This window comes from Bradyrhizobium sp. HKCCYLRH2060 (genome assembly GCF_051168135.1).
GTDB lineage: Bacteria > Pseudomonadota > Alphaproteobacteria > Rhizobiales > Xanthobacteraceae > Bradyrhizobium.
On record NZ_JBNPUK010000005.1, the window covers coordinates 324,115 to 345,099 of the forward strand.

Annotated in this window: 23 protein-coding genes; 3 read left to right on the forward strand and 20 right to left on the reverse strand. The window is 65.2% G+C overall.

The annotated features are described in order from the left end of the window. Positions 1-140: 140 nt before the first annotated feature. Entirely contained in the window at positions 141-1,040 is a 900-nt protein-coding gene (gene rpoH / locus ACQR10_RS14030; RefSeq protein ID WP_315805519.1) for an RNA polymerase sigma factor RpoH, read from the forward strand. A gap of 76 nt (positions 1,041-1,116) precedes the next feature. On the opposite strand, the gene ACQR10_RS14035 is transcribed toward rpoH, so the two are convergent. Continuing rightward, positions 1,117-1,746: a peptidoglycan recognition protein family protein gene (locus ACQR10_RS14035; RefSeq protein WP_316217957.1), complete on the reverse strand. Its 630-nt coding sequence runs from the start codon at positions 1,744-1,746 to the stop codon at positions 1,117-1,119. Between the two features lie 21 nt (positions 1,747-1,767). After that, positions 1,768-3,003 (reverse strand): GGDEF domain-containing protein, encoded by a 1,236-nt coding sequence (locus tag ACQR10_RS14040; protein ID WP_316217958.1) that lies wholly within the window; start codon positions 3,001-3,003, stop codon positions 1,768-1,770. Between the two features lie 307 nt (positions 3,004-3,310). On the opposite strand from ACQR10_RS14040, the gene ACQR10_RS14045 reads away from it, so the two are divergent. Next, the gene (locus ACQR10_RS14045) at positions 3,311-3,460 is read left to right on the forward strand and encodes a hypothetical protein (RefSeq protein WP_316217960.1); all 150 of its coding nucleotides are present in this window, start codon (positions 3,311-3,313) and stop codon (positions 3,458-3,460) included. 138 nt (positions 3,461-3,598) lie between these two features. Here the strand turns inward: ACQR10_RS14045 and ACQR10_RS14050 are convergent, their stop codons facing one another. Beyond that, positions 3,599-3,988: a response regulator gene (locus tag ACQR10_RS14050; RefSeq protein WP_315805471.1), complete on the reverse strand. Its 390-nt coding sequence runs from the start codon at positions 3,986-3,988 to the stop codon at positions 3,599-3,601. A gap of 151 nt (positions 3,989-4,139) precedes the next feature. On the opposite strand from ACQR10_RS14050, the gene ACQR10_RS14055 reads away from it, so the two are divergent. Next, complete coding sequence (locus ACQR10_RS14055) at positions 4,140-4,979, forward strand: SDR family NAD(P)-dependent oxidoreductase (RefSeq protein WP_316217961.1); 840 nt, start codon at positions 4,140-4,142, stop codon at positions 4,977-4,979. 101 nt (positions 4,980-5,080) lie between these two features. Here ACQR10_RS14055 and ACQR10_RS14060 read toward each other — a convergent pair whose 3' ends face one another. The 17 genes from ACQR10_RS14060 to ACQR10_RS14140 all read right to left on the reverse strand — a co-directional run bounded on the left by ACQR10_RS14060 (position 5,081) and on the right by ACQR10_RS14140 (position 20,899). After that, positions 5,081-7,048 (reverse strand): methyl-accepting chemotaxis protein, encoded by a 1,968-nt coding sequence (locus ACQR10_RS14060; protein WP_316217962.1) that lies wholly within the window; start codon positions 7,046-7,048, stop codon positions 5,081-5,083. Between the two features lie 261 nt (positions 7,049-7,309). Further along, positions 7,310-7,651, reverse strand: a complete 342-nt coding sequence (locus ACQR10_RS14065) for a rhodanese-like domain-containing protein (protein ID WP_315805474.1) — start codon at positions 7,649-7,651, stop codon at positions 7,310-7,312. 49 nt (positions 7,652-7,700) lie between these two features. Next, positions 7,701-8,258: a YeeE/YedE thiosulfate transporter family protein gene (locus tag ACQR10_RS14070; protein WP_316217963.1), complete on the reverse strand. Its 558-nt coding sequence runs from the start codon at positions 8,256-8,258 to the stop codon at positions 7,701-7,703. A gap of 10 nt (positions 8,259-8,268) precedes the next feature. Continuing rightward, positions 8,269-8,811 (reverse strand): YeeE/YedE thiosulfate transporter family protein, encoded by a 543-nt coding sequence (locus ACQR10_RS14075; protein ID WP_315805520.1) that lies wholly within the window; start codon positions 8,809-8,811, stop codon positions 8,269-8,271. Positions 8,812-9,284: 473 nt separating this feature from the next. Continuing rightward, the gene (locus ACQR10_RS14080) at positions 9,285-10,973 is read right to left on the reverse strand and encodes a methyl-accepting chemotaxis protein (protein WP_316217964.1); all 1,689 of its coding nucleotides are present in this window, start codon (positions 10,971-10,973) and stop codon (positions 9,285-9,287) included. Between the two features lie 408 nt (positions 10,974-11,381). Then, positions 11,382-12,482 (reverse strand): YeeE/YedE family protein, encoded by a 1,101-nt coding sequence (locus ACQR10_RS14085; protein ID WP_315805477.1) that lies wholly within the window; start codon positions 12,480-12,482, stop codon positions 11,382-11,384. 68 nt (positions 12,483-12,550) lie between these two features. Beyond that, positions 12,551-12,991: a DsrE family protein gene (locus ACQR10_RS14090; protein ID WP_409997992.1), complete on the reverse strand. Its 441-nt coding sequence runs from the start codon at positions 12,989-12,991 to the stop codon at positions 12,551-12,553. 8 nt (positions 12,992-12,999) lie between these two features. Continuing rightward, a complete protein-coding gene (locus ACQR10_RS14095) occupies positions 13,000-13,902 on the reverse strand; it encodes an alpha/beta hydrolase (RefSeq protein ID WP_316217965.1) in 903 nt (300 codons plus the stop codon). A gap of 10 nt (positions 13,903-13,912) precedes the next feature. Continuing rightward, a complete protein-coding gene (locus ACQR10_RS14100) occupies positions 13,913-14,347 on the reverse strand; it encodes a DsrE family protein (RefSeq protein WP_316217982.1) in 435 nt (144 codons plus the stop codon). Between the two features lie 26 nt (positions 14,348-14,373). Then, a complete protein-coding gene (locus tag ACQR10_RS14105; protein WP_315805479.1) occupies positions 14,374-15,132 on the reverse strand; it encodes a c-type cytochrome in 759 nt (252 codons plus the stop codon). Next, positions 15,071-16,354: a sulfite dehydrogenase gene (gene soxC, locus ACQR10_RS14110; RefSeq protein WP_316217966.1), complete on the reverse strand. Its 1,284-nt coding sequence runs from the start codon at positions 16,352-16,354 to the stop codon at positions 15,071-15,073. The genes ACQR10_RS14105 and soxC overlap by 62 nt, the downstream gene beginning before the upstream one ends. Before the next feature lie 5 nt (positions 16,355-16,359). Next, positions 16,360-18,054 carry a thiosulfohydrolase SoxB gene (soxB, locus tag ACQR10_RS14115; protein WP_316217967.1) on the reverse strand — a complete coding sequence of 565 codons (1,695 nt, stop codon included), beginning with the start codon at positions 18,052-18,054 and terminating at the stop codon, positions 16,360-16,362. A gap of 24 nt (positions 18,055-18,078) precedes the next feature. Continuing rightward, positions 18,079-18,903 (reverse strand): sulfur oxidation c-type cytochrome SoxA, encoded by an 825-nt coding sequence (soxA, locus tag ACQR10_RS14120; protein ID WP_316217968.1) that lies wholly within the window; start codon positions 18,901-18,903, stop codon positions 18,079-18,081. Positions 18,904-18,936: 33 nt separating this feature from the next. Continuing rightward, positions 18,937-19,263: a thiosulfate oxidation carrier complex protein SoxZ gene (soxZ, locus tag ACQR10_RS14125; protein WP_315718309.1), complete on the reverse strand. Its 327-nt coding sequence runs from the start codon at positions 19,261-19,263 to the stop codon at positions 18,937-18,939. 17 nt (positions 19,264-19,280) lie between these two features. Further along, positions 19,281-19,733 (reverse strand): thiosulfate oxidation carrier protein SoxY, encoded by a 453-nt coding sequence (soxY, locus tag ACQR10_RS14130; protein ID WP_315805483.1) that lies wholly within the window; start codon positions 19,731-19,733, stop codon positions 19,281-19,283. 20 nt (positions 19,734-19,753) lie between these two features. Then, the gene (gene soxX, locus ACQR10_RS14135) at positions 19,754-20,197 is read right to left on the reverse strand and encodes a sulfur oxidation c-type cytochrome SoxX (RefSeq protein WP_315805484.1); all 444 of its coding nucleotides are present in this window, start codon (positions 20,195-20,197) and stop codon (positions 19,754-19,756) included. Positions 20,198-20,326: 129 nt separating this feature from the next. Continuing rightward, complete coding sequence (locus tag ACQR10_RS14140) at positions 20,327-20,899, reverse strand: thioredoxin family protein (protein ID WP_316217969.1); 573 nt, start codon at positions 20,897-20,899, stop codon at positions 20,327-20,329. Positions 20,900-20,985 lie beyond the last annotated feature (86 nt).

Genomic DNA, 20,985 nt, shown 5'->3' on the forward strand with positions numbered 1-20,985 from the left:
CCGGGGGGCGAAAATGGTGTATGTTGCGCCTGCGTCGAATGGTCGACGCATGGAACGTCGCAAACCGGCCGGCTTTAACCAAGCGACCGCTTTGCCTGGCCCGCCGCTATCGGGGGCCTGAACCAACTGGAGGGCGCTCGATGGCCCGTACAGCTACTCTGCCGGTTCTCAACGGAGAATCGGGACTTTCACGCTACCTCGCCGAGATCCGCAAGTTCCCGATGCTGGAACCGCAGGAGGAGTACATGCTCGCCAAGCGTTGGCGTGAGCATGACGACAGCGACGCAGCGCATAAACTCGTGACCAGCCACCTCAGGCTCGTGGCCAAGATCGCCATGGGCTATCGCGGCTACGGCCTGCCGATATCCGAAGTCGTTTCGGAAGGCAATGTCGGCCTGATGCAGGCGGTGAAAAGGTTCGAGCCCGAGAAGGGCTTTCGCCTCGCCACCTACGCCATGTGGTGGATCAAGGCGTCGATACAAGAGTACATCCTGAGATCGTGGTCGCTCGTGAAGATGGGCACGACCGCGAACCAGAAGAAGCTGTTCTTCAACCTGCGCAAGGCCAAGAGCCGGATCAACGCGCTGGATGAAGGCGATCTGCATCCGGATCAGGTCAAGCTGATCGCGAAGCGCCTCGGCGTAACCGATCAGGACGTGGTCGACATGAACCGCCGCCTCGGCGGCGACGCCTCGCTGAACGCGCCGATCCGCGACGACGGCGAAGCGGGCGAATGGCAGGACTGGCTGGTCGATAACTCGCCCAACCAGGAAGCCATCATGGCCGAGCACGAGGAGTACGACCACCGCAGGCAGGCGCTGAACGGCGCGATCGGCGTGCTCAACGCGCGCGAGCGCCGCATCTTCGAGGCGCGGCGCCTGGCCGACGAGCCGATGACGCTCGAGGACCTCGCGGCCGAGTTCGGCGTGTCGCGCGAACGCGTGCGCCAGATCGAGGTGCGCGCGTTCGAGAAGGTGCAGTCCGCCGTCAAGGGCGCCATCGCCAAGCAGGAGGCGGCGGCGCTGGAGGCCGCGCACTAGGCGCGCGGCTTGCTTGAAGGTGGTCTTTGGATGCGATCGGAGCCGGCGGAGACGCCGGCTTCTTTGTTAGGTGCGATCAGTCCGGCGCGGCGCGGGCGAGCCCGGCGAGCGCACAGCCCTCGCAATAGCGGGCGTCCTTGTAGTCGACCCAGTTGTGCGCATAGATCCGCTCCCGCGGGATGTTGTAGCGCAGCCGGAGCAGCTTCGAGAGGATGCGCCAGGCGGCGATCTGGGCCTCGGTGGGAGGCGTGGTGACGTCGGGATAGTTGCCGGCGAACTCCACGCCGATGGAATTGTCGCGCACGACCTTGCGATAGGTCGGGCCGTTGTCGATATAGCGGTTGTCGTTGCGGTTGGCGCCGTCGCCATGCAGCGTCACCAGGGTTTCCGGCACTGCCCAGTACACGGTGCCGTCGGTTTCGACCCACAGGGTGACGCCACGCCGTTTCGGGTTCTTGGCCTGCGCCAGCGCCCCCGCCCGCGCCGACCCGGCCGGCCCCTCGGTCTGGTGCACGATGATGTTGGTCCAGGGATGGGCGAGGTGCGGATCGCCCCACGGCGCCAGCCAGACGATTCTGAGCCCCGGGATTTCCGGCGTGCCGGATGATCGGGCCAGCGCGGCGAGCTCCTCGGCCGAGGCCGGCGGAGGGAGCGTGACGGCAAGCAGCGCGAGCGCTGCGCGGAGGGAGAACAGGACCGGCCTCATGGCCGGCAATGATAGCACCGCCTACCCGGCGGCGGCATCCTGGCGGCGCGGCGCTGCCACCAGCGGCTCGATCTGGTCCGGGGCCAGCGCCGGCGTCTCGTGGTCAGGAGTGACGACGGCATACCGGTTCTTGCCGTCCTTCTTGGCGACATACAGCGCCTGGTCCGCCCGCGCCATCAGCCGGTCGGGGAATGCGCCGACATCCTCGCTCCATTCGGCGACGCCGATCGAGACCTCGATCGGCACCTCGGCGCCGGCACAGGCCTCCGCATCGTCGCGGCAGACCTGCAGGATGCGCCGCGCGATCATCGCGCCCTCGCGCAGCGAGGACGCCGGCAGCACGATGCAGAATTCGTCGCCGCCGGTGCGGGCCAGCATGTCGCCGGGGCGCAGCCGGGTCTGGGCCATCAGCGTGAAGTGCTGCAGGCAGGCATCGCCGGCGGCATGGCCATGGGTGTCGTTGATGATCTTGAAGCCGTCGAGGTCGATCACCAACAGCGCGAACGACCGCCGCGAGCGCTCGGCGCGCGCGCACTCCTCGCTCAGGCGCTGCATCAGGTGACGGCGGTTGGCGACGCCGGTGAGATCGTCGAGCAGCGCGAGATCGGCGACCTCGTTGCGCAGCCGGTCCACCGCCATCAGCAGGAAGCCGAAATTGAGCGACATCGACAGGAAGATCAGCAGCAGCACCGCGGCGGCCTGGCCGTCGGTGGAGTGGCTGAAATTGAAATCGGCGCCGATGAACGCCCCGATCGACCGCGCGGCAAACACCGCGATTATCAGAACGGACAGCAGGCCGGCCAGCCGCGCTCCCGGATTGACGGGCCCGCGCCTCGCATCCAGCACCAGTCGCGCGATGATCGCCATGGGGACCGCCTGCCCGATCGAGTAGCACAGGATCCTCAGCGGGCCGTGGTCGTATGCGTATTGGAAAAATGCGATCGACGCGCAGGTCATCGCGACGACGGTCAGGCTCAGCCGCCACGACGCCCTGTAGCCGTAGAAGCGCTCCACGCCCATCGCCGCGAGGCAGATCGCGAAGGTCATCAGCGAGCCGCCGGCCAGCAGCGGAACGAACGAGCCAAAATAGAACCGCGTCAGCGCGAATGTCGCCGCCGGCGCGCACATGAACGCAGATGCCGTCCAGTACCGTGCCGAATCCAGATTGGGATAGCTGCGCATCACGTAGGCCCAGATCAGGCCCAACGCGAGGAAATTGACCACGAAGGCGGTCCACAGCGTCGGAACGTTCAGCATCCCGACAGCAGGACGCCGCAGGCCCTGTCCTCGATGTTCAATAACGCCACGCTCATGAGCTACCCTGTTGTTCGGGGCAACATGGGCGCGGCGCAGTTAACGGTTCCTCAAGGGCGCAACCAAGATTGCGCCTTGGTTTTGAATCAATGAAGACACTTTTTACGATCCGCTAACCTTGTCACGACCCGAGCGCCAGCGGCGCAACTGGCCGGCCAATGCATCGAGCTGTGGATAAGCGCAACGGCGCTGGTGACGGCGTGAGGCAGAGCTTCGCGAATCTGCTGGGATCGACACCCGAGGCTGATGCATGGCTGGCGTGCGCCAGCGAAGCCTCGAAGTCGCGTTGCAATCCATCAAAACTCCTGACGAGGATTCCATGGCGAAGAAGGCGAAGAAGGCCGCAAAGGCCACCAAGAAAGCTGCGAAGAAGACCAAGAAGGCTGCCAAGAAGAAGTAGTTGCACTTCCCGGGTGGGAGCGCGGCTTCCACCCGGCTCTCAGTTGGCTCGACCGCTAGCCGATTCTACTACGTCTCCACCGGTCGGCGTTTGCCACGCATCACCCTTTGAGCAACGCTGGCGACGCGAGACCTTGCCTCATCCGATATCGGGCGTGCGCTCGAGCGTCACCTCGGCCTCGCGCAGCACGTCCAGCGGCGCCCACGGCTTGCTCCAGAACTTTGTGCCGCCCGGCAGCGGCTGCGACAACGGGCGGCCAGACGTGACGACCACATTGATGTGGGGGTGACGCGCCTTGGCGACATGGGCAAGCTCGACCCCGTTCATGCGGCCCGCCAGATTGACGTCGGTCATCAGCAGCACGATGCGATGCCCCGGCTTGTTCAGGACGAGTTCGGCGGCCTCCGCGCTCTCACACGCGATCACGTCGTACTCGCTCTCTTCGAGCAGCAGCGTGATCATCTCGCGCTGCGCCAGATCGTCTTCCACGATCAGTGCGGTGGCGCGAAAAGGTTGCGACTGTCCCATGCAGGTCCTCCACGAATGTGTGCTCGTAAAGTAATGTGAGTTAAAAGCTGAACCGCCGGATGGTTCGGTTCCAATCAGAAAAAGTGGCAGAAAACCCAGCTGCAATTCAACCAGGCACGTGGAACCGGTCCATCAGGGGAGTGAAGCGACAATGACGATCATTCGAGGCGCAGCTGCCGCCGTGACAGGCGCAGCCAGCGGTATTGGCCGTGCGCTGGCGCAGGAGCTGGCGGCGCGCGGCTGCGATCTCGCACTTGCCGATCGCGATGAGGCGGGCCTCGCAAGCCTCGCCGCCGAGCTCACCGCAAGCGGCCGCAAGGTGACCACGCACCGGCTGGACGTCAGCGATGTGGCTGCGGTCACGCAGTTCGCCGAGGACGCGACCCGCGCGCATCCCGGCCTCAACATCGTCGTCAACAATGCCGGCGTGGCACTGTTCGGCAGCTTCGCCGAGATCGATCAGGCGGAGATGGACTGGCTGTTCAACATCAATTTCTGGGGCGTCGTGCACGGCACGCGCGCGTTCCTGCCGCATCTTTCGCGCCGGCGCGAAGCGCATGTCGTCAACCTGTCCTCGATCTTCGGCATCATCGCTCCGCCCGGCCAATCGGCCTACGCCGCGGCAAAGTTCGCGGTAAGGGGATTTTCCGAGAGCCTGCGCCACGAGCTCACAGCCGCCGGCAGTCCGGTGCGGCTGTCGGTCGTGCATCCCGGCGGGATCGCCACGGCGATTGCGCGCAATGCTCGCGCTGGCCACGGCATGACCGACAATGCGCGCCGCGTGCAGGCCATCGAGCGGTTCGAGCGGCTCGCCAGGACCAGCCCACGCGACGCCGCGTTGCGGATCATCCAGGGCATCGAGCGCAATGAGCCCCGCATCCTGATCGGCAGCGATGCCCGCTTCATGGATCTCCTGCAGCGGTTCATGCCGGGCACCTATTGGCGCGTGATGGCGAAGCGGCTCGAGAAGGCGGCCGCGAAGCAGGCGTGAGCCACGGGACAGGATGCCCCGCCCCGGCTCGCGCCCGTGGCGGATACGCCGGAGCGATCGGCGTGTCGGCGAGCTCGATACGTCAGCCGCCCAACGAGCGGTCAGGCCGCTCTGATATGGGCCAGGAACTGGTTGACCTCGCTGCGCAGCCGGGTCGACTGCTGCGCGAGTTCGCCGGCCGCCGACAGCACCTCGTTGGCGGCATGGCCGGTCTGCACGACGCCGGACGTGACGCCCGCGATGTTGCGCGTGACGTCCTGGGTCTTGCCGGCAACGACGTTCACACTGCCGGCGATCTCGCGGGTCGCCGCGTCCTGCTGCGCGATCGATGAGGCGATGATGGTCGAGATCTCATCGACCTCCTGGATCGTGGCGCAAATCATGCCGATGCTGTGGACGGCAGCGGCGGTTTCGGCCTGAACCGCGGCGATCTGAGCCCCGATCTCTTCCGTTGCCTTGGCCGTTTGGGTCGCCAGCGTCTTCACCTCGCTGGCGACGACGGCGAATCCCCTGCCCGACTCGCCGGCGCGCGCGGCCTCGATCGTCGCATTCAGCGCCAGCAGATTGGTCTGGCTGGCGATCTGGGTGATGAGCGCGACGACCTCGCCGATCTTGCCGGCCGCGAGGTTGAGCCGCTGCACCTTGTCGTTGGATTGCTGCCCTTCGTCCGCCGCCTTGCGAACCACGGACGACGCACGCTCGAGCGTCTTGCTGATCTCGTTCATCGAGGATGACAGCTCTTCGGCCGCCGAGGCAACGGTGTTGACATTGTCCGATGCGGAGCCGCACGCCTGCGATACCGTCAGGGCCTGCTGTTTCGACTGATCGATCGTCACCGACATCGAACGGGCGGTCGCCTCCATTTCGATGGCCGCAGCCGACACTGCGTCGACGACGCCGCGGACGCTGGCCTCGAAGCCATCGGCCACCTCCATCAGCATGCGGCGCCGGTCCTCCTCGGCACGAGCCTGGGCCTTCTCCTGCTCCGCCTGCAGATCCCTCATCCGGACGGCGTTGTCCCTGAAAATCGAAACGGCGCGTGCCATCTGTCCGACCTCGTCCTTGCGCCAGTCGGCCGGGACGCGAACGTCCAGGTTGCCGTCGGCGAGCTCGCGCATCGCGCTCGTCATCTGGACGATCGGGCGGGAGATGCTGCGCGCGATCAACAGCCCGGCGAGCGCGATCAGCACGAGGCCGGCCAGCGTCATCCCGATTGCCAACGCCCCGGCGCGATTGCGAGCCTGGATGAACTCGCTGTTGTCCATGACGATCTCGACGGCACCGATCGGCTTGCCGGAGAAATCCTTGATCGGGCCCAGCAACGCGACGACCGGAACACCTTTGAGCTGTCCTTGGCGCGACAGGAAGCCGCCGGCCGACGCCTCCCGATAGTCGCCGCTTGCGAAGAAGGAGGTCTCCCCGATCGTCGTCGCGAACAGCTTGAAGCCGGTGTCGCCAGCCAGGCGGAACGCGACGTCGACACTGCGGCTGCGCTTGAACTCGTCGAAGAAGTTTTGGCCAAAGGTCAGGCCGAACTCGACCGAGCCCAGATGTTTGCCGGCGGAAACGATCGGTACGACGCCGCGGAGGCCGAGGCCGGCAACGCCGCCCTCCAGCCCGACGATCGGCTTGCGGTCGGTGTTGGCGGCCACCACCGTCTTGCGGAATCCCGACAGATCGTCGCCGAACTTGGCCGGCTGGTGCACCCGCAGGAAGGACATCGCCGGCGGCGTGTGAAACTGAAACTGGTCGACACCGTAATCGGCCTTCAGGCTGGCCATGCCCGCACCGAACAGCCGCATCAAGGCGTCGCGGTCGTTCTGCGCCATGGCGTCCTGGACCGCGGGGATCTTGGCGACCACCGCGCTCATCGCTTCCGCGCGGGTCGACTCCAGCTGCAGGCGCGAATTGAAGGTGTCATATTGGGCGTGGAGCTCGCGCTCATTGGCGCGGTCGATGATGCCGCCGATGATCCACATGGCGACCAGCAGCACGAAGAGGGCCGTCGCTGCCGCACCGATCACCAGAGAAAGGGTGATCCGGGTTCTCAAGCCAACAAACTTCAACATGCGATCCTCGAACGTCGACTGGTGTCCGAGTATTGCAGCGCTGCAACTAATTATTCCTGAACGAGTCAGCCATTGTAGCGGACTAACAGCAAACTCTCGCGACGGGGCGGCGCGACGTTGCTAGCGAAACTCCCGTCCCCCGACTTGTTATTAACCTGCCGCAATCCCCGTTGATTGCAGACATGCCGACGTTCAACTTCGCATATCTTCGATCTCAGGCCATGACATCGCTGAATGTCGGGCTGGTCGGACAGTACGAGCCTACGCGACAGGGCCGCCCCGCGCCCGCCAGCCGCTCATGCCGCCGGCATAGTGGCGGATATCTTGCCGCCCGGCCGACAGCGCCCGCCGCAGGGCGGTGGCCGAGCGGCCGCCGGCCTGACAGATCAGAACCACCGGCTTGTCGTGCACGAGGTTGCCCGGGTCGAAACGCGACAGCGGGTGATTGACGGCGCCCGGGATGTGGCCGCCCTTGAACTCATGCGGCTCGCGCACGTCGACGATGACGCAGCTTCGCTGCTGATGCGCCCGCACCAGCTCATCATGCTCGATCGCCGGCACGCTGGTCGACCCGGTCAACCTGCTGAACAGTCCTGATAGCATGGGAGGAACCTCTCACTGTTTGACGTGGGGGCACTCGGGCGACTTCAGCCTAGCCCTGTATCCGCTTCGCCTTGGCCTCGGACGCTTCGACCCAGAAGAAGAACGCACCTGCGCCGATCGCGAGCGCGGCGAACCAGACGCCATCCGGCACGCCGGTGATGTCGGGCAGCCGCACCTTGCCGAGCGCCCAAACATTCAGGACGTGGGCCTTCACCCAGTCGAAGCTCAGCGCGTAGAGGATCGCGCCGACGATCATGCCGAAAGCGCCGACTGCGGCATGCACGCTGCCGCTGGCGATGGCGCCGAGCGCGGTGCCCGGGCAGTAGCCGTAGACCACCATGCCGATGCCGAAAAGCGCCGCGCCGAGCGCGACCGCGAGCATGTTGGCGTCCTTGACGTAGTATTTGGTGTTGCCGGTGTCGACCAGCAGCAGCACGCCGATGCCGCCGACAACGATCGCGGTGCCCATCACCTTCAAGACGGTGAAGTCGCGCAGCCGGAACTGATTCTCGATCACGTTGCAGCTCGTGACCTTGCCCTGCTGTAGCAGATAGCCGAACACGGCGCCCATCAACAGCGGGCCGGCGATGCTCATCAGCGACGTCATGGCCCTTCTCCTACGCTTTGCGGAACATGAGGCGCGACACGAAAAGGCCGGTCGCGAACATCACGGCGAGGAACAGCCAGCTCGACAGCGCCAGTTGCAGACCGCCTGAAATGCCGTGTCCGCTGGTGCAGCCGCCGGCCAGACGCGCGCCATACATGATGACGATGCCGCCGAGAAACGCAGCGACGAAGCGCTTGAACACCGACGGACCAAAGCGCTCCCTCCAGACCTCCGGCACCAGCTCGAGGCGCCACGTGCCGGAGATGACCGCCGACAGGAATGCGCCGAGCGGAATGCCGACCAGAAACCAGACGCCATAGTCCCATTTCAGCGGCATCGACTTCCAATAGCTGTTGGCGGCGACGGCGTCGGATCCGATCACCGGCGCGGCGAACAGCGCCGCGATGCGCGAGAACGCCGTCGTCACGCCGAGCGGGTCGCCGAACCCGGCAAAGGCCACCCAGCTGAGGATGCCGATGCCGGCGCCGACCAGATAAGGCGACCAGTCGATCCCCCGGGACGTGCCCAGATCCTTGACCATGACGTCGTTCATCATTGCCACGACGGGTCCTCCCTGCTGACGCGGCCCAGCGCCGCGACCGACGTACGCCACTATATGCATATATTCGAATTTATGCAATTATAATTCAGCGGGTGCCGATAGGTGACGATGCCGATAGGTGAAGAGGCGGGGCTCTGCGGCAGCGTGACGGTGAGGAAACAGCGGCACTGACGACTTCGGGAACGGCAGCCCCGCGCAAGCCGCGGCGGAGCTTGATCCGCCGCGGCCCCACGCGCTCTATTCATGTCGGCGCGGGCCTCGCAAGCCCATCGTCACCACGCGACTCGGTCGCGCAGCTTGCCGCGGCCGCAGGGAGAAGTCATCGAGATTGGGCTCGCAGGCCAACGCAGAAGCGATGGCCGGCGAGGGGTGGCCGGGGCCTGCGCACCTGTCCAGCACCCCCGACGCGGCCCGGCGAATGGCGGCGAGATCGGATCTCTGCGGCTCTCGGTCGCTGCGAGCTCCTAGGCGGCTCTCACGCCGGCGATGAACTTCTTCACTTCCATGCTCAGTCTGGCACTGTCGTCGGCCAGCGATTTCGCGGCGGACAGCACCTGGGACGCGGCGGTTCCGGTATCGACGGCGCCGCGCTGCACATCCGCAACGTTGGCCGAGACCTGCTGCGTTCCCGCCGCCGCGTGCTGGACGTTGCGCGAGATCTCCTGCGTCGCGGCGCCCTGCTGCTCCACGGCCGATGCGATCGTCGACGAAATCTCCTGCAATTTCTCGATGGTGATGCTGATGTCGCGGATGGCACCGACCGATTGCTGGGTGGCGGACTGGATGCCGGAGATCTGCTGGCCGATCTCGCCCGTGGCCTTCGCCGTCTGCTCGGCCAGCGCCTTGACCTCGGATGCGACCACCGCAAATCCGCGGCCGGCCTCGCCGGCGCGTGCGGCCTCGATCGTTGCATTCAGCGCGAGCAGATTGGTCTGTCCGGCAATCGTATTGATCAGCTCGACGACGTCGCCGATGCGGGCAGCGGACTTCGAAAGCTCGCTGACCTGTTCATTGGTCTTGCGGGCCTGTGCCACCGCCTCATTGGCCATCCGGGCGGAATCCTGGACTTGCCTGCTGATCTCGTTGACGGACGCGGAGAGCTCCTCGGTCGCAGATGCCACCGACTGCACATTGGTGCAGGCTTCCTCGGAAGCCGCGGTGACGGACGTGGCGAGGTTCTGGGCTCGGCTCGCCGTGTTGCTGAGCCCGCCGGCGTGACCCTCCAGAGTGCTCGATGCCGTGGACACGGTGTCGACGATCTCGCCGACCACGGCCTCGAAGCGGCCAGTGATCTCGTCGAGCCGCCGGCTGCGTTCCAGTTTCACCTGCGCCTCTTTCGAAGCGATGTCGTCGGCCTGCTTCTTCGCAATCAGGGCGGTCTTGAAGACCTCCAGGGCGTCGGCCATCATGCCTACTTCGGTCTTCTGGCCGCGATAGGGGATCTCCATCGCCAGGTTGCCCTCACCGAGCGCCTGCATCGGCCTGATGATGGAAGCGATGCACCGGGAAATGTCGCGAACGAACCAGCTTCCGATGCCGATGCCGGCGAGAACGGCAAGGACGATGACCGTCGACATCAATTCAAACGCCTCCGCATAGCCATCCGCGGCGATCCTGGTTTCGGCGTCGGCGCCACGATTGTTGAGGTCAATCAGCTTTCGAAGAAATTCGTCCGACTGATTGGCGACGCTCCGGACCGTCTTGTTGAACAGATCGCTCGCCTGCTTGGTCGTATTGCCGTTCCCTGCGCGCAGCACCTCGAGCACACCATCGGCAGCCTTGACGTATTGCTCCCAGCCCCGCGACCAGCTCTCGAACAGGCTGCGCTCCTCGGCCGACGAGATCATCGCCTCATAGGAGCGGCGCGCCGTCGCGATGACGACGAGCGTTGCCTTCATGTTGCGGTCGAGATTGTCCTTCTCCTCAGTCGTATCAGCCGTCATGTAGGCCCGGAGCTGCGCCCGATTGAGGTTGATCGCCGAACGCAACTCGCCGAGCACGCGCACGCTTGGCAGCCAGTTCTTGGCGATCATTTCGGTATGCGTATTGATTGTCTGCATGCCGCGGACGGCCAGCAATCCGACGATGGACATCGCCACCAGCAGCAGCGCAATGACGGCCGCCATCTTTGCTCGAATGGAGAGTTGCGACATCTCGCGTGCCTTTCGTCGTCCCAGCGATTCGTATCGGTCCGCCGCATGATTGCGCCGTCCCCCGCGCGACGGTAACACCCGACCTTCGCAAATTGGTTAACATGCGGGATCTCCAGAATGGGATCTACCAACGTGATGTTCGGGCGTGATGGTCCGAATGCCGTGTTCGGCGCGCATCTCCTGTAGCCAACCGCGGACTACGCGATCTGCGCGCCGGCGTGACGACGCAAAGACGCGTGTCTTCAGGTTCGATCTGATCTGATCAGACAGTATTTTTCGTCAGAGGCTGGAAGTGCGCCGACACACCAGGCATCGACGAGCCTGTGACCGGAGATTCATGAATGCTGCTCTTTAACGCTGCATTTGCAATGCCGCTCGGCAGAGGCAGGCTCGCTTCCGCAGGATGCCTCAAGAAGGCATGGCGGAGGGCGACTGAACCGGGCTCTGCGCCGGCTTGGTGGCGAACAGCCAGCGGTCGACGACAAAATCGGTGACGGCCGCACCCAACCACATGCCACCGAGCACGATCCACGCTGTGAGCGCGAACACCGATGCCCCGGTCACGCCGGCGCCAACGGCGCAGCCGCCCGCCAGCATCGCGCCGAATCCCATCAGGACGGCGCCGATCATGTAACGGCGCATGCCGCGCCCATCCGAGAAGCCTTCGAGATTGAGTTCGCGCGCCAGCGCGGCCGCAACGAACGAGCCGATGAACACACCCGGAATGATGCCGAGATCGAAGCCCGGCTTCAGTTGCGGGCTGGCGAGCACCTGCATCAGCAGCTCCGCCGAAGGACCGCTGAATGTCAGGCTCTTCAGCGGCACCGGCGAGAACGAGGCCTGGCCGAGCTGATAGGTGAGGAGCCAGCCCCCGGCGACCGCCGCGCCCGCGGCCACCGCCGAGCGCAGGATCTTCGGGCCAACCTGAAACTTCGACACGGCGGCGAGCCCGGCCAGGAACCACAGCATGCCGAAGCCGAGCTTCTCGGGCGTACCGCCGCCGAACAGGCTCATGATGTCGCGCGACGGTCCGCCGTCGACGAGCCAAAGATTGGTGAGCCACTCGCGTGCCGGCGCGAGCAGGCCGCGATAGGCGGACTGCGCCGTCACCGCGAAGATGAGGCCGGACAGCAGCGCCCGCAGATTGCCGTTGGCCGAGAGCACCAGCAGACGGCTGGCACAGCCTCTCGCCAGGATCATGCCGCAGCCGAACAGCGTGCCGCCGATCATCGCGCCGGAAATGCTGCCCTGCTGCGCCAGCTGGCGCGCTTCGGAGACGTCGAGCAGGCCCATTGCCACCAGCGCCTGGGTGCCCAGCAGCGCCGAGGCGAAGGTGAGGAGCCACACCGCCAGCCGCGGACCGCCCTGCCCGCGCGCGAACTCGATCGTGGCCGCCCGGAGGCAGAAGCGGCTGCGCTGGGCGAAGAAGCCGAACGCGCCGCCGGCCGCGAGCCCGCACAGCAGCGACACCAGCTCCTCGCCCAGAAGATCGATCAATGCGGTGAGCACAGGCGCTCCCGTCGTTCAGGCCGGCCGCTCAACCTGCCGGGCGGCATCGGCAAGGACGCATGTGCCCGTCACGGGCGCAGGTAGGCGTATCCACTCTGCTGCAGCTCGGTGAGGCGCACGACGCCGCCCTTCTCCGCCACCGCAAAGCCCGGCAAGAGATCGTCGAGCTTCACGCCCTGCGCCTTCATGGTGTTCGCACAGGCCTCGAAGCCGACGCCGGCCTTCATGAGGCGCTCGGCCAGAGCCGAGATGGTCTGGTCGGCCGAAATCGCATGAAAGGCCCGCAAGCCCGGACCGTGGATCACCAGGCGAATGTCTGCGCGTCCAGGTCCTCCGGTGCCATCGACGTGGTTCTGGAGGTTGCCGAGAACGAACAGGGCGCGGTCCTGATCGGCGAGATGATAGGCGACGCGCTGGCGCGGAGATTCCGTCGCCGCGCGTGCGCTGCTGACACCGAAGATTCCAAACAGGCTGGCAAGACCAGCTTGCATCAAAGATCGACGTTCCATGGTGGCTCCTAGCGCGCGGCTGCAATGAATCCTGCGATGCGATCAGCGGCATCCTCGGCGGCGAGATCGCGAAAGAAGTGATCTGCGTCGTCAATCGTCTCCAGTCGGACACGGCTGCCGGCGCGTGAGGCCAGCGGCGCGAACGACGCTGCCACGTCCGGCACCGTCTTGTCTTGCGCTGCCGCAAGCACCAGAACCGGCAGGCTCACATCGGCGATCAGCGCCGCCGTATCCTGGCGCCGGTCGGCGCGATAGAATGCTGCGAATGCGCGCGCCGTCACCTTGGCATCGCGGCAATAGATGAAGCCCGGCACCGACATCCAATCACCGCCGCGCCCGGCGGCGATCGCAGCCTCGGCCTTGTCGAGCAGCGGCGCCAATCGCTGGCCGTAGCTCTCCGCATAGGCGTCTCTCAAGCCGGTCTCGATGCTCGCCGTCGCCGGCGCCAGGAGGATCGCACCGTCGACCGCGGCCTTGGGATTGGCGGCTAGATAGCGCGCGACCTGATTGGCGCCGCGCGAATGTCCGAGGACGAAGACGTGCGACGACGTCTTGCGCGCTTCGCTCAGCCAGGCGGTGATCTCCACGACCGCATCGTCCGTCACATAGTCATGGGGTTTGGCACAATCGTACATGCCGGTGCGGCGATCGAGACCGAGCACGAGATTGTGCGCGAGCGAGGCGATGCCCCGCTCGGCCAACGCCTTGGACAGGCCCTGGATGGTCTCCATATCCTTGTGCGCGAGCGTGCCGTGCGTCATTAGCACCAGCGGCACATCCGGTCCAGACTGCGCCGGCAGTCGGAGCGTGCCGAGCGCCGTACGCCCGCCGATCGTGAGTTCGCGCGGCTCCTCGGCCGCGAATGCGATCGACGCAATGAACGAGACGACAAGAGCGAGCCACCACCGCATCGCAAATTCCTCAGGGACGCACGATCGTCCAGTTCTTCTCGGACAGCTCCAGCAGGGTCGCGACCCCGGTCTTGACGACCGTGACACCATCGAGCAGAGGCGGCCGCCGTCCCTCCTTGCTCGCGAGCGTCTCCAAGGTATTGCCGCAGGCGATGAAGCTCACATTGGGCATCGACTTGGCGAAGCCGAGCACCCGCTCCTTCACCGGCGAGCGGTCGGCCAGCAGCATGTCGAGTCCGCCATTGAACGCGACGATCACGATCTCGACCTCCGCGCCCTCGCCCGAATAGTGGCGGGAGACATTCGCGGCGACGTCGAGCACCGCGCGCATCTTGGCCGGATCCTCGTCGCTGATCTGCAACGCGAGCCTATGTGGCTCGGTTGCAGCGGCGATGGATGCAACCCCGCTTCCGGCCAGGGCGACGGATGCGGCCGCCAACAGCATCTCGCGGCGGCTGCATCCGGCAATCCTCACTCGACGCCTCGCGGCTTGCCGTCCTTTTCTTCCGGCGTGACGTCGACCGCCGTCGCGCGTCCGGTGATCTTGACCGGCGCGATGCAGTTCTTCATGCAGGGATCCTTCTGCCAGAAGGCCTTCTCGCTCGTGGCCCGGTCATCCATGATGAACCCGCCCTCGTTCGGCATCTTGATCGTGGCGAGATTGCTGTTGCTCAGCTCGAAGTTCTGATCGGTGATCACGTCGTTCAGATAGAGCACATAGGCGACCAGCGCATAGTACTCGTCGACCTTCAGCGACTGCGGGCTGCCGAACGGCATCGCGTGGCGGACGTAGTCGAACAGCGTCGAGGCATAGGGCCAGTAGGAGCCGACCGTCTTGACCGGATTGTCTGATGTCAGCGATCCCTTGCCGCCGGCAAGCACCGGCCAGCGGCCGGCGCCCTCGCCGAATTCGCCATGGCAACTGGCGCAATTGTCCATGAACAGCTTCTCGCCCTGGGCGACGGTGCCCTTGCCGACGGGCAGCCCCTGTCCGTCCGGACGCACGTCGATATCCCAGCCGCGAATCTCCTCGGCGCTCGGAGCTCGGCCGATGTTGAAGCGCTGCGGCGCCTTTACATCAATCTTGGCCTCAGTCTTCTCGCCCGGGCCGCCGGCGAATGCCACCGAGCCCGCAAGGGTTGCGAGCGCTGCGGCGGCAATGATGAGCTTAGGCGACCTCGACATTCTCGACCTCACCGTTTGCCTGCACGTGCCAGGTCTGGATGCCATTGTTGTGATAGATGGAATTGTAGCCGCGCACCTTGCGCAGTTCGGCCTTGGAGGGCTGGACGTAGCCGGTCTCGTCCTGGACCCGCGACTGCAAGAGCAGCGGCTCGCCGTTCCAGTCGAACTCGTAGTAGAAGCGGGTCAGCGCCTTGTCGAGCACCGGGCCGTCGATCCGCGCCGGCCACCAGTTGCGGCCGCCATCGAGCGAGACGTCGACGCGCTTGACCTTGCCGTTGCCCGACCACGCCAGGCCCGACACGATCGTAAAGCCCTTGCCATGCTTGATCGGCGCCTGCGGGCTCGGGCTCGTGATCACCGACTTCGCATCCATCGCCCAGGTGAAGCGTCGCGCCTTGCCGTTCGGCAAGAGATCCGTGTACTTCGAGGTCTCCTCGCGGGTGTGCCAGGGCTGGTCGCCGACCTTGATGCGGCGCAGCCATTTGACCCAGAGATTGCCCTGCCATCCGGGTACGACCAGGCGCATCGGATAGCCCTGCTCGGGATACAGCGCCTCGCCGTTCATCTTGTAGGCGATGATGCAGTCGTCGAGCGCCTTCTCGATCGGCAGGCTGCGATCCATCGACGCGGAGTCGGCGCCCTCCACCAGCAGCCATTTGCCGTTGGTCTTGACGCCGGCCTCTTCGAGCAGGGTGCGCAGCGAGACGCCGGTATATTGCACGCAGTGGATCATGCCATGCGTGAACTGGCAGCCATTGAGCTGGGCGCCGCGCCACTCCATGCCGGAGTTGGCAGCGCATTCCATGAAGTGGATGCGGTTGACGCGCGGATAGCGCTTGAGCTCGTCGAGCGACAGCAGCAGCGGCCGCTCGACCAGGCCGTGGATCATCAGCCGGTGATCGGCCGGATCCACGTCGGCCACGCCGCCGTGATGGCGTTCGAAGCACAGTCCGTTCGGCGTGATGATGCCTTCCAGCTCGTGCAGCGGCGTGAAGCTGACCGAGGATTCGCGCGAAGCCGTCAGCCATTCGACGTCGCGGCGGACGACGTCCTTCTCGAACTTCGACGGCTTGCCGTAGGGCCGGACGGCGACGCCCTCGCCGAGGGTGCGCGTCCATTCCGGCACGTTCGGCGGCTGGTTGGCGGGATTGCCGGCGCCGGCTCGCGCCTGCGAGGCCAGCGCGGTGGCGGCGAGACCGCCGGCCGCAGTCAGGAAACCACGACGCGAGGCGCGTGGGGCTGAGGGAAGTGATTTGTCCTTGGACATCGTCGTCACACTCCGGAGACTTTGACGGCCCGATTGGGCTCGAGACGCACGGTTTTCTGGCGCTGCAGATAGCTCGACACGACCTCCCAGATCGGCGGCCCCTGCGTGCCTTCGTTGACGCTGGCCCAGCCCGCGACCTGATACTCGCGCGCCGGATCGATCGCGGCGCCGGTCTTGATCAGGCGCATGTCGGAGATGCGCTGTCCCTGCGGCTTGTTGACGTCGATGGCATAGGACATGCCGCCGATGCGGACCATGTCGCCGCCCTGCTGGTAGTAGGGATCGACATTGAACAGGTTGTCGGCGACGTCCTCGATGATCTCCTTCAGCCGCGTGCCGGTCATGCCCATGCGATAGACGGCGGGATAGGTGATCGCGGTGGCGTTGGTGACGTCCTCGAAGGTGATGTCCTGGCCCGGCATCACGCTTGTACCCCAGCGGAAGCCCGGCGACAGCGCGATCTCGGCATCGCGTTCCTGCAGCAGCGCCTGGCAGATGAGGTCGTCGAACGTGCCGTTGAAATTGCCGCGGCGATACAGCAGCGTCTCGGTCCGTCCCAGCGGGCGGGCAAGATCGGCGGCAAACGGCTTGCGCGCCTCGGCGATCTTCGCCGCCATCGCCGGGTCCGGCGTGATCACGTCGGAGAACAGCGGGATCAGCTTGTAACGATAGCCCTTCACCTCGCCGTCCTTGACGTCGAGATCGAGCCGCGAGACGAACTTGCCGGACGACCCCGACGCGATCAGCAGCGTCTTGCCGACCTTGACCGCTTCAGGCAATGCGTCATGGGTGTGACCCGTGAGAATGACGTCGAGACCCTTGACGCGGCTGGCCAGCTTGCGGTCGACGTCGAAGCCGTTGTGTGACAGCAGCACCACGAGGCCGGCGCCGTCCTTGCGCGCCTTGTCGACCTGGGTCTGAACATCCTCCTCGCGCACGCCGAACGACCAGTTCGGAATCATCCAGCGGGGATTGGCGACCGGCGTGTACGGGAAGGCCTGGCCGAGCACCGCGATCTTGACGCCGCCGCGCTCGATCATCGTCGAGGCTTCGAACGCCGGCTCGTTCCATTCGGTGTCGCGGATGTTGAGGCCGAGGAAGGGGAAGCCCAAACCATCGACCGCCTGCTTGACGCGCTCGGTGCCGTAGGTGAACTCCCAATGCCCGGTCATCGCATCCGGCTTCAGCAGCGCCATGCAGTCGATCATGTCCTGGCCGCGGGTCTTCAGCGACGTCCAGGATCCCTGCCAGGTATCGCCGCCGTCGAGCAGCACGACCTTGTCGCCGCGCTCGGCGCGGATGGCCTTGATGACGGTGGCGGCGCGGTCGAGCCCGCCGATCCGCCCGTACGTCTTGGCGAGCGCCTCGAAATCCTCCGAGGTCAGCGCATAGGCCGACGACGAGCCCGGCGCGATGCCGAAGCGGGTGAGGAAATCCTTGCCGGTGACATGCGGCGGCTGGCCCTTGGCGTCACCGACGCCGAGATTGGTCGACGGCTCGCGGAAATACAGCGGCATCAGCTGGCCGTGGATGTCGGTGACATGCACCAAGGTGACGTTGCCGACCGGATCGAACGCCAGCAGCTCCTTCTCGGTCAGCTTCTGCTGAGCAAAGGCGCGGGTCGCACCCGCAAGACCGGAGCCACCCGTCAAGGCAGCCGCCGCCAATGCGACCTGAACGAATTCGCGACGCGATATCATGATGTGTCTTCCTTGTGGCCGCGGCTAGTTGCGGACCGACGGTGTCTCGACGGGAAGCCCGATGCCGCGCCAGGCGACGTAGATTTCGAGCGCGAGGAACTCGTCCGACAGCGGCTTGTAGGGCACGCCACGAACGTCGAACATGCAGCCTTCGAACCGTTCGTGCAGCGGGACCAGGCGCTGATCGCGCAGCCGGTAGGTCGGAAAGCCGTTGGTCTGGCCTTGGCTCAGAAAATCGGCGCGCATGAACTTGCCGTTGTTCTTCTCGTGGCAGGAAGCGCAGGCGAGATCGAGCTGGCCGACCCGCGTGTAGTAGATCTCCTTGCCCTTCTCGAACCACGGCGACATCGGTCCGTCGGTCTTCACCGCCACAGGCATGCCGCGCGACTGATAGCGGACGAAGGTCGTCATATCCGTCAGCTCCTTGGACTTGAACGGCCAGGGCTGCGCCTTCATATGCTCGGTGCGGCAGATGTTGATCTGCTGCTCGAGATTGACCGGCTTGTTGAGCTTCTCGCTCCATTTGGGCATGGCCGCGCCGACGCCCTTCATGGTCTTTTCCGCCTCGCCGTGGCAGCTCATGCACGACTTGCCTTCGCCGCCGTCGACCGTCTTCCAGACGTCGGCGGCCCGCTCCACCGCGAGGAAGCCGGGATTCTCCAGATCGTCATCCTGGAGCGCGCGCGTTTCCTTGGTGCGGAACTGATAGCCCGAGATGATGGTCTTGAAGACGTGGCCGGGAGGCGCCGGAATGCCCTTCCGTTCGGCCTCCTGGCCGAACGTCGCGACTGCCGACAGGGCCAGCGCGGCCGACGCCAGGACGGCGAGAGAACCGTAGCGAATGGACATCCGTCACTCCTCCTAGCGATCACACGCTGTCGATCAGGCCTTCAACGCGATCTTCTCTTCGGCCGTCACGACGGAGCCATCGTCATCCGTCCATGCGAACTTGAACGTGCCTTCCTCGTCGATCCTTGCGTCGAACTGGATGTACGGGTTGGCGGAGATCGCCGGCTCCAGCGCGCAGGAGAACACCGGCTTGCCGTTGAACTCGCAGGTGAACTTGTTGATGATCTTGCGTGGGATCGGCTTGCCCTGCGCATCCTTGCGCTGACCCGATTCCATCAGATGCGAGACCAGCGTCTTGATCTGGATGATCTCGCCCTTCTTGGCTTCCTTCGGAAGCTTGATGCGCGGCTTGTCTGCCATGTTCGTCTCTCCCTGTCTCAGCCGCCGCAGCCGCCGATGGTGACCTTGACGGTCTTGCGCTCTGTGAAGAGCGAACCGTCACTCATCTTCGCGACCGCGATCACGTTCTGGGTCTGCGCCAGACGGATACGGATCGACGCCTCGGCCTTGCCGGACATCGGCGTGAACATCAGCGTGGCGACGCCGCCGTTCGGATTGCCGTCGGCCACGAACAGCACTTCCTTGACGTAGTTCTCGGCGGTCATCGGGCTTTCGACCGAGAGCGCGAGCGGCACGGTGTTGCCGTTCTCGGCGATCTCAGGCAGATCGAGCGTGATCTTGCCCTTGGCCGCTTCCTTGCCGCCGGTGAACTTCTTGATCATCTCGGCCGCGTCGTTGCTCGGCTCGGCGTTGGCGGCCATCGGCAGCACCGTCAAAGCGACGAAACCGCCGCCGAGAAGGAACGCCTGTCGTCTGTTGATTGCGCCCATGCATCATCCTCCAGAGGCGGTTATTTCAATGTTTCGAGATAGGCGACGACGTCCTCGACCTGCGCGGCGGTGAGGACGGGTTTGCCGACGAACTCAGGCCTGACGCGATTGAGTCCGTCGTTCTTGTAGAAGGCGGGCATCACCGTGTCGGTGAAGATGCGCTTGGGATCGGCGACGATCAGGCGCAGTTGCGCCGTGTTGTAGCGGGTCGCGACGCCGTCGAGCGACGGACCGAACTCGCCGTGAAACTCTTCCGACTTCAGCGACGACACCTGATGGCAGGCGAGGCAATTGCCCAGCGTCCGCGTCAAGAACACCTTCTTGCCGGCATCGGCATTGCCGGGCGCGCCCGTCAGCGATTTCGGAATGGCATAGTCGACGACATCGAGCCTGATCGGCTCGTCACCTCGCGCGGTTGCCGACAGCAACACGCACAGCAAGGCGGCCGGAATCAAACGGCGCATGTTTCCACCCTGACCGACGAGGCGTCCCCTCGCCTTACGATGACACGACGGACTTACGATCCATCATATTCAAGAATTATGATTTGATAATGTGATTGGTGTCAAGCGTATTTCGATGCCGCAGTGCACTCAACCCTTGGTCGAAGCGAGATAGTCGCGGAATGTGCCGCGCTCATAGGCCCTCTCGCGCACGAAGCGGAACATTGCGAGGAAATGCGGCGGCTTGAGATAGCCCGGCGCGCGCGCCACCTCGCGCGCGAGCGGCTCCTTCGCAGAGACGCCCTCGGCCGATGGCGGAAAGAACTGGAACGTCGGCGTGAAGCGGATCGCGTAGCGCTCGGCGAGCTCCTTCTCGGTGAGCTCCTTGCCGTCGAAGTCGATCACCTTGCGCGCGCCGAGCAGGTTGAGCTGCAGCACTTCGAAATTGGCACGGATGTAGTCCGTGATCTCTTGATCGGCAAAGTTCACCAGATGCGTCTCGCGGCAATACGGGCAGCCGCGCAGCTCCCACATGATCGCAAGCCGCTTGCCTTCCGACGCCGCGCTTTCGAGATCCTCGCGCAGGTCCAGGAAGCTGTTGAGAAACCAGGACTGGTGATAGAGCCCGTCGTCGCCCAGCACCGCGTCGGCCTGCGCCGGCGCTGAGGCCAGGCCGACGGCCGCCGCGGCAGGCAGCAGCGCAACCAGATTGCGCCGTGTCATTGTCCGGTTCGTCGTCATCAGCCTGCTCGCGCGCTTTGCCAAGTCACTGGCACCAAGTCCACTTTGCCAAGTCCACGGAATTTCGA

Excerpts from the sequence above, each read along its gene's own strand:
- soxA (WP_316217968.1), bottom strand. The coding sequence starts at position 18,903 with ATGTCCATTCGCTACGGTTCTCTCGCCGTCCTGGCGTCGGCCGCGCTG.
- ACQR10_RS14140 (WP_316217969.1), bottom strand. The coding sequence starts at position 20,899 with ATGACACGGCGCAATCTGGTTGCGCTGCTGCCTGCCGCGGCGGCCGTC.
- ACQR10_RS14075 (WP_315805520.1), bottom strand. The coding sequence starts at position 8,811 with ATGAACGACGTCATGGTCAAGGATCTGGGCACGTCCCGGGGGATCGAC.
- ACQR10_RS14050 (WP_315805471.1), bottom strand. The coding sequence starts at position 3,988 with ATGGGACAGTCGCAACCTTTTCGCGCCACCGCACTGATCGTGGAAGAC.
- ACQR10_RS14105 (WP_315805479.1), bottom strand. The coding sequence starts at position 15,132 with ATGGCATCCAGACCTGGCACGTGCAGGCAAACGGTGAGGTCGAGAATG.
- ACQR10_RS14060 (WP_316217962.1), bottom strand. The coding sequence starts at position 7,048 with ATGTTGAAGTTTGTTGGCTTGAGAACCCGGATCACCCTTTCTCTGGTG.
- ACQR10_RS14045 (WP_316217960.1), top strand. The coding sequence starts at position 3,311 with ATGGCTGGCGTGCGCCAGCGAAGCCTCGAAGTCGCGTTGCAATCCATC.
- ACQR10_RS14070 (WP_316217963.1), bottom strand. The coding sequence starts at position 8,258 with ATGACGTCGCTGATGAGCATCGCCGGCCCGCTGTTGATGGGCGCCGTG.
- ACQR10_RS14095 (WP_316217965.1), bottom strand. The coding sequence starts at position 13,902 with ATGCGGTGGTGGCTCGCTCTTGTCGTCTCGTTCATTGCGTCGATCGCA.
- ACQR10_RS14055 (WP_316217961.1), top strand. The coding sequence starts at position 4,140 with ATGACGATCATTCGAGGCGCAGCTGCCGCCGTGACAGGCGCAGCCAGC.
- ACQR10_RS14100 (WP_316217982.1), bottom strand. The coding sequence starts at position 14,347 with ATGCTGTTGGCGGCCGCATCCGTCGCCCTGGCCGGAAGCGGGGTTGCA.
- soxC (WP_316217966.1), bottom strand. The coding sequence starts at position 16,354 with ATGTCCAAGGACAAATCACTTCCCTCAGCCCCACGCGCCTCGCGTCGT.
- ACQR10_RS14035 (WP_316217957.1), bottom strand. The coding sequence starts at position 1,746 with ATGAGGCCGGTCCTGTTCTCCCTCCGCGCAGCGCTCGCGCTGCTTGCC.
- soxY (WP_315805483.1), bottom strand. The coding sequence starts at position 19,733 with ATGGGCGCAATCAACAGACGACAGGCGTTCCTTCTCGGCGGCGGTTTC.
- rpoH (WP_315805519.1), top strand. The coding sequence starts at position 141 with ATGGCCCGTACAGCTACTCTGCCGGTTCTCAACGGAGAATCGGGACTT.
- soxB (WP_316217967.1), bottom strand. The coding sequence starts at position 18,054 with ATGATATCGCGTCGCGAATTCGTTCAGGTCGCATTGGCGGCGGCTGCC.
- ACQR10_RS14090 (WP_409997992.1), bottom strand. The coding sequence starts at position 12,991 with ATGGAACGTCGATCTTTGATGCAAGCTGGTCTTGCCAGCCTGTTTGGA.
- ACQR10_RS14065 (WP_315805474.1), bottom strand. The coding sequence starts at position 7,651 with ATGCTATCAGGACTGTTCAGCAGGTTGACCGGGTCGACCAGCGTGCCG.
- ACQR10_RS14040 (WP_316217958.1), bottom strand. The coding sequence starts at position 3,003 with ATGCTGAACGTTCCGACGCTGTGGACCGCCTTCGTGGTCAATTTCCTC.
- soxX (WP_315805484.1), bottom strand. The coding sequence starts at position 20,197 with ATGCGCCGTTTGATTCCGGCCGCCTTGCTGTGCGTGTTGCTGTCGGCA.
- soxZ (WP_315718309.1), bottom strand. The coding sequence starts at position 19,263 with ATGGCAGACAAGCCGCGCATCAAGCTTCCGAAGGAAGCCAAGAAGGGC.
- ACQR10_RS14080 (WP_316217964.1), bottom strand. The coding sequence starts at position 10,973 with ATGTCGCAACTCTCCATTCGAGCAAAGATGGCGGCCGTCATTGCGCTG.